This is a genomic window from Vibrio sp. 10N.222.46.A1, from assembly GCF_041473595.1.
GTDB classification, from domain to species: Bacteria; Pseudomonadota; Gammaproteobacteria; order Enterobacterales; family Vibrionaceae; genus Vibrio; species Vibrio tasmaniensis_A.
This window is the reverse complement of sequence record NZ_JBFRSN010000066.1, coordinates 1-6,668: the sequence shown is the minus strand read 5'-3', so window position 1 is coordinate 6,668 and position 6,668 is coordinate 1. Positions and strand designations below refer to the sequence as shown.

5 protein-coding genes are annotated in these 6,668 nt (G+C 44.3%); 4 read left to right on the top strand and 1 reads right to left on the bottom strand.

Features of this window, described 5'->3' with window-relative positions; translation table 11 throughout:
* Positions 1-760, bottom strand: a 760-nt coding sequence (locus AB4496_RS02565) for a hypothetical protein (protein ID WP_372130556.1), incomplete at its 3' end; no start/stop codon positions are given.
* Between the two features lie 269 nt (positions 761-1,029).
* Here AB4496_RS02565 and AB4496_RS02560 point away from each other — a divergent pair.
* The 4 genes from AB4496_RS02560 (at position 1,030) to AB4496_RS02545 (ending at position 6,622) form a co-directional block, all read left to right on the top strand.
* On the top strand, positions 1,030-2,742 hold the full coding sequence (locus AB4496_RS02560) for a bifunctional 2-polyprenyl-6-hydroxyphenol methylase/3-demethylubiquinol 3-O-methyltransferase UbiG (protein WP_102258217.1): 1,713 nt from the start codon (positions 1,030-1,032) through the stop codon (positions 2,740-2,742).
* Between the two features lie 57 nt (positions 2,743-2,799).
* Positions 2,800-3,528: a DUF429 domain-containing protein gene (locus AB4496_RS02555; protein WP_102258216.1), complete on the top strand. Its 729-nt coding sequence runs from the start codon at positions 2,800-2,802 to the stop codon at positions 3,526-3,528.
* Between the two features lie 98 nt (positions 3,529-3,626).
* Entirely contained in the window at positions 3,627-4,436 is an 810-nt protein-coding gene (locus tag AB4496_RS02550) for a M15 family metallopeptidase (protein WP_102258215.1), read from the top strand.
* Positions 4,437-4,741: 305 nt separating this feature from the next.
* Positions 4,742-6,622, top strand: coding sequence for a RimK/LysX family protein (locus AB4496_RS02545; protein ID WP_102249573.1), 1,881 nt, complete (start codon positions 4,742-4,744; stop codon positions 6,620-6,622).
* The last annotated feature ends 46 nt before the right edge of the window (positions 6,623-6,668 follow it).

Below are 6,668 nucleotides of genomic sequence, written 5' to 3'. Positions count from 1 at the left end.
TCATTGCCCATTGAATAGCGAACACTGGAGCCGTCGAACCTGAAATGCTGACCTCTTCGACATTTGGGTTGAACAGTGAATTAGCTTGTTCAAGCAGTATCTCTTCTTGTTCAGATTCTTGCTGCAAAATTTCTTCGATGATCTCTGAGCGTTTGGTATTAGAGACATTCTTGTTCAGCTTGGCGATTCGAAGCGCGTAGCTAAAACGGTCTGTTGAAACGATGTCGACAAGTTGCGATAGCAACTCTTTGTCTACGCTCGAAGCCTTGGTGAAATAATCGATACACGAATTGATTGAGGCATAACGAGTACCGTCAAACTCAAAGCCATTGGTTTCGTCGTATACCTCAAGTGGGATGTCATCAACCGACAAAGGCCAGCCTTTATAATCGACGCGTTGTTTGGCGATTTGATACATCTTCCAAGCACTGCGCCCAAACCCACCAAGCGTCGAACCCGAGAAATCAGAATCAATAAGCTCTTGCTCCGTCCAGTTCTCACCGATGCCAAGGTGCTTAGCGTACTTGTCTATCAGAGTGTGTTTTATCTGATCGCGCACAGACCAAATTGAGGTCAGATTCTTTGAATAGTTAATTCTCGCACACTCATTACAAGCCGGCAGTGCTATCGGTGAATAGTCTATCTTGGCAATAGCTTGTGCAGTCTTAGGGAATTCAACAACATCATTGGAAGGTTCACCACAAAACCAACAGGTGTGGCGCAGGTTGAATGGGATGTCTATGTACGAGTATGTGGTCATTAGTCTTTATCGGCTGGGGGTTTGAGGTTGGTTTAATTATCAAAACAATTATCCCTGTTCGCGCGTCAGCTTGCACCTTGTTTGTTTTTGTTTTGCTGACGAAACTGATTCGTGATGTGACTCGCCTGATGAGCTCATTAGGTGGATATTGATATAAAACAGTCACTAACGATAAATATTGATTGGTGTGGCTGAACTTACATGAGCTGCTAGCAATCGCCTTAGCTCCCCATTACTATTGAGATAGACTCCTTACCCCAATAGCGCATATGTCCTCATCGATTCCTTTTTACGATAAAAATGCTCACACACTTTGTGAACAGTACAACTCAGTGACGTTCGAGACGGTGCATAAAAGCTGGCAAGCTTATTGGCCTTTAGAGGGCGATAAAGTACTAGATGTTGGTGCAGGAAGTGGTCGTGATGCGCTATGGATGCACAAAGCCGGAGCTGATGTTATTGCGATAGAACCAAGTGCTTTATTACGCGAACAAGGCTCCAAATATACAAGCCCAAGTGTTACCTGGATTGATGATTCACTTCCCTCGCTTGGCCGCACTGAAAACCTCGGAATGCGTTTTGACTTGATATTGGTGAGCGCAGTATGGATGCACTTAGCCTCGTCTCATCGAGAGCGTGCATTTAGAAAGTTGTCTAACTTGCTGGCTCCAAATGGCAAGTTGGTGATTACTTTGCGTCATGGGGAGTTTAAAGACAGTCGACAAGGCTATGAAGTCTCAGTTGAAGAGCTCGAGCGTTTATCAAAAAACAGCGCCTTGTTGGTTCGTCATGTTGATGATAGCCAAGATACATTGAACCGCAGTGAAGTGTGGTGGCAAACCGTGGTGATGACATTACCAGATGATGGCTCCGGCGACTTGAACAAGGTGCGCCACATTATTGTGAATGACAACAAGTCGGCCACATACAAGCTGGCCTTATTAAGAACTTTACTGAGAATTGCGGATGCTCATTCAGGCGCTGTGATTGATCGAACGGATGGGAAAATTTCTCTACCAGTGGGCTTAGTTGCTCTGTATTGGGTAAGGCAGTTTAAGCGTTTGATTGATATCGATATAGAAGGCGCTGGGATTCAGCAAAATAGCAACACGAGTAAAGGCCTCGGATTTGTAAAAGAGGATGGTTGGAATAAACTCAAACACCTCAGTGCTGATGATCTAGCGATAGGCACTATGTTTCTCGGCGATGAAGCCAAGGCACTACAGAAGCTGTTTTCACAAACGATCAGCACCATTAAATCAGGGCCTGTGACTTTTATTTATCAAGGCTCGAAAGACAACCGACTATTCGATATATACCCACCTCAGAAACGACGGAAGAGCCGAGAATCACTGGTCATTGATAGTGAGTTCTTAGAAAGCTTTGGCTATTTCACTCTCGATGAAAGCCTGTGGGAGTGCTTTAGAATCTACCACTCTTGGATTGAACCGCTGGTGGTGAATCAATGGGTCATGGAGATGCAGCGTTTCGAGTTGAACCGACAGCGAAGTATCTCACTACAGACGTATCACGACTGCTTGGTATGGATCGATCAAAACCACGATACTCGCGATGTGCGTAAACGTGTCGAACAACTTAGATCTGAACGTGCCGATATTGTCAGTGTCTGGAGTGGAAAATCATTAAAAAATGAGTATCACGTTGATCACTGCTTGCCTTTTGCTTATTGGCCGAATAACGACAAGTGGAACCTCTTTCCGACCACAAGCAAAGAGAACCTAAGCAAAAGTGACAAAGTTCCTACGGCTGAAAAACTTCGAGCGTCTAAATTTCGTATTCTCGAATGGTGGCAATTGGCGTGGAGCGATTCGGCTCATTTTGAACAACAATTCTTTTCTGAAGCAGCACTTTCTTTACCCAATATTCCACCACAGTGTCGAGACTTCGAAGAGGTGTTCGATGCAATGGGTTTACAGGTACGTGGCGTGAAAAGCAGACTGTTAATTAATGAGTGGCACTGATCATTAAGTGGCTAGTTATCCCAAATAGCCCTCAACAAACTAATCATCGAGAGCACAATGAAATACATCGGAATTGATGGCTGCAAGGCCGGTTGGATCGCTTGGATTATCTCTGACAGTGAGATACCTGCGTTTAAGGTGGAAAATACGCTCGATGAGTTGGTTGGTGATCTTACGGAATCAACAACATTAATCGATATGCCTATTGGCTTTAGCGATTCGCTTACTCCAGATAGATTATGCGATAAAGCAGCAAGACGTTTTCTCACCAGCAAGCGTGGTTCTTCCGTGTTTCCTGTTCCGTGCCGAGAGGCGGTTTATCAAACTGATTACATTGCGGCGTGCAGTGCCAATGTGGAGCAGCTTGATAAGAAATTTTCTAAACAGACTTGGGGAATTGTGCCCAAGATCCGCGAGCTTGATGAGCTCATTGAAACTCATCCCAATCTTTCTATCAGGGAATCACACCCTGAGGTGGTGTTTGCAGCTTTGAAAGGCGAACCGCTGATGTTTTCCAAACGAACACAAGAAGGCAAAGAGGAACGGCTTTCTATTATTCAGCAACTTGCCCCTCAATGGTGTGACGGCTTGTCGTTGGCCATTTCAACCACCAAGCGTAAAGACGTCGCGATAGATGATATTTACGATGCTTTTGTACTTATGTTGGTTGCCTATTACGCTCCGCAATTATCGACCTTACCTGAACTTTCTGATGTTGGTGGAGAAGCTGACAAGGATCAGAACGGACGAGTTAGAGAGATTGTCTATTGGAATAAAGCGCGCTAACAAATCGTGCGCTCAACTTGGCTTAATATGCTATTTTCCAACTTCTGCTATTTTCCAACTCTGCTACTTTTCACTCTTAATATTTTTGAGTCTTTGATATGAAACGTTTTATTGTCGGCTGGCTGGCCACTGTGCTCAGTGTTGCGAGTTATGCCCAAGTTGCCCCTATATCTCAATGGCAATGCGACATGATGAAAAAGAACAATGTCTTGAGTAGTGGTGCGCCTGTTGGTTGTGAGCGACTATCTAAGGTGGATTTCGATTTCATTAATTTCAAAGGGGAGACGCAACAGGGCAATATGATCGTGCTTGATGTTATTGCGCCAGCTCTTGAACAAATCTTTTCAGAGCTTAAACAGCGCAATTTTCCTCTTCATTCCGCTCGCCTAATGCGTGAGTTTAAAGGTGACGATAGCGCCTCAATGGACGCGAACAACAGTAGCGGGTTTAACGCTCGTCCTATTACCGGCGGAGGAGGTTGGTCGAAACATGCCTATGGTGTGGCAATCGACATCAACCCAGTTCAAAATCCTTTCTTAGAGTTCGATAAAAACGGAACCATCACGGTCAAGCCATCACAATCGGCAACCCGCTATGTGAACCGTACTCGCTTTCGCGCGCGTGATGAAATTGAACGCCGAGGCATGGCAGAAGATGTGGTGGAGCTGTTTGCTCATCATGGCTTTATTATCTGGGGAGGGGATTGGAATAGCCCAATCGATACTCAGCATTTTGAGGTCGGCTCAAGAAAGTTCGTCAATCAACTGCTCTCTAAACCCAAACCTGAAGCCAAAGTGTTATTTGAGCGCTACGTCGAATCTTATCGACAGTGCTATCTCAAAAATAAAGGTGAGAACGCAGAAAAAGCTCGAGCTATCTGTGCAAAGAAAACAGTCGGGACTTTTTAGTGCTATGTTTATCTAGAACCGTTTGTGTTTTAGCAAGTTAAACTCGCTTCAGGTGTGTTTTGAATAGCTAAGGTCAGCGCTTGTCGTTGGCCTTTTTTGTATTCATTTCTCCAATGTAACACTGAGTATTGAACAGGTTGTTGGGTATCCATTAGTCAATAATCGATAAGCGAATGCAGCGCAAAGTCATCGGTTTGTCATCGAAAAACTCATAGCGTTAACGTTATGTGAGAACCATTGCTGGTGGGGGAACTATTTGCCGAATCGCCAGTATTATTAGTGAACTGATCACAACGGACCAACTAATGAAAAAGATACCTTTGGCTCTAACTCTTTTAAGCACTCTACTTTTTACACAATATTCTTTGGCTACAGACACTTCACACACCACTCAAAACCCGACTTACGAACTCGATGGTAAGTCGGTATTAGGTCGTACTGAGAACGTGTACCTATCTAGCGTTCAAGGGCTAAAAGACGTTCCTTTCATTGGTAAAATTGATACCGGTGCGGAAACCACTTCTATGCATGCGGAAGACATTCATGTGAAGAGCTCTAATCCCGATTACCAAAATCTCAAAGACAAAGAGTTGATGGCGGCGTTAACCGAAGACCTGTTGAACAATTCTGATGTTGATTACGATGATTGGGATGGCAGCACCTTTGCGAAATATGAAGCTGTGGTCTCTTTCAAGGTTCAAAACCCACGTACGGGTGACATGGTATTAATCGAAGCACCTTTAGAGCGTGTCAGCATAATACGCAGCCGCACCAGCAGCACGCCTTTGCTTCGCCCTACGGTTAAGATGTCGCTGACTATTGCGGACCATGAATTAAAAACAGACGTTAACCTGACGGACAGAAGTCACTTCTCTGCGCCAGTGCTGATCGGCAAAACCTTTCTTGCTGACAACGCCTTAGTGTTTGCTGGTTACGACTATTTGCAAGAGCAGGAAAACGCGACGGTTGTTGGCCGTAAAGAGGTGGTGTCTATCTCCGGAATGGCGATGAACGCGACCTTCTCCTTAAAGAATCGCTACAGTATTCTTCATGCAAAAGACATCGACGTAGATAAGAAGAACAGTGAAGTGACGTTTGATATGTTCGACAACGATGGCAAACAGAAAGAGATGACACTGCCATTAGTTCGTATGTTAAGCGTGAGTGGTAAAAAGAGACCTCTGGTATATGTACCAGTCCAACTCGATGAAAACACAACCAAAGACGTTCTGGTGTACCTACGTGACCGCTCGAGTAGCGTGTCACAGTTGAGATTTGGTACAAGCACCGCAAGCGAACTTTTCATGATTGATACCAACGCTGAAAATATTCTTTCTGAAGGATCTGAGAATTTCAGCGAGGTCGCGAAAAAGACTGAGCCACTGATTATCTCACCGGAAGAAGATATCACATTAGATGGTTTTCCTATGAAGGCTGTTGCTTCATTTACTGTCAACACGCCTTTGCTGAAGGTCGACAGTTTTGAAATGACAGGTAAAGGCAAAGAGGCTTCTGTTGAATTTTATCTTACAGATGTAAATGGTGAGAAGCAGAAGATAACAAAGTCAATTATTAAGAAGCTTAAGGTCGGTGATGATACTCGTCCGGTTGTAAGTGGTGAGTTTTTGGGCGCTGGTAAAGTTCGCCAACAAGAGTTTGCTATCGATGTACTTAACAGTAATGAGAAAGAGGCCTACTTTGTTTTAGGTAAGAAGATGGCGAAAGATGGGGTATATGTGAATACTCGATCTGATTATCTTTTGAAATCGGAGCCTTTGTTTAAAGTCGGGCACATCGAGGTTGTTGAAGTCAACGGCATGACATTCCCTGCCAAGTTGGATACAGGCGCAGATGTAAGCTCAATGAACGCAGTCAACATCAAACGATTTAAGAAAGACGGCCAAGACATGGTGAGCTTTACCTATCAAAACAACCAAGGCGATAAGCAAGACTTCACTAAGCCTGTGATTGATGTAATGCGCATTAAAGCTAAGAAAGGCGAGAAGGTGAACATTCGCCCAGTGGTAGAAATGAAGGTGAAGTTGGGTGACCTAGAGAAAGAGGTGAGGGTAAACCTTCAAGATCGCTCTCGCTTTGAATACAGCATGATCCTAGGTAAGAACTTCTTAAAGCACGGCGCAGTAGTGAGTAGCGATGAAGATTACTTACTGGGCGATATGGAGTAACACCTAAATTTATCTAATTTCTATCGGTTCAACTTCCTCATCAGTA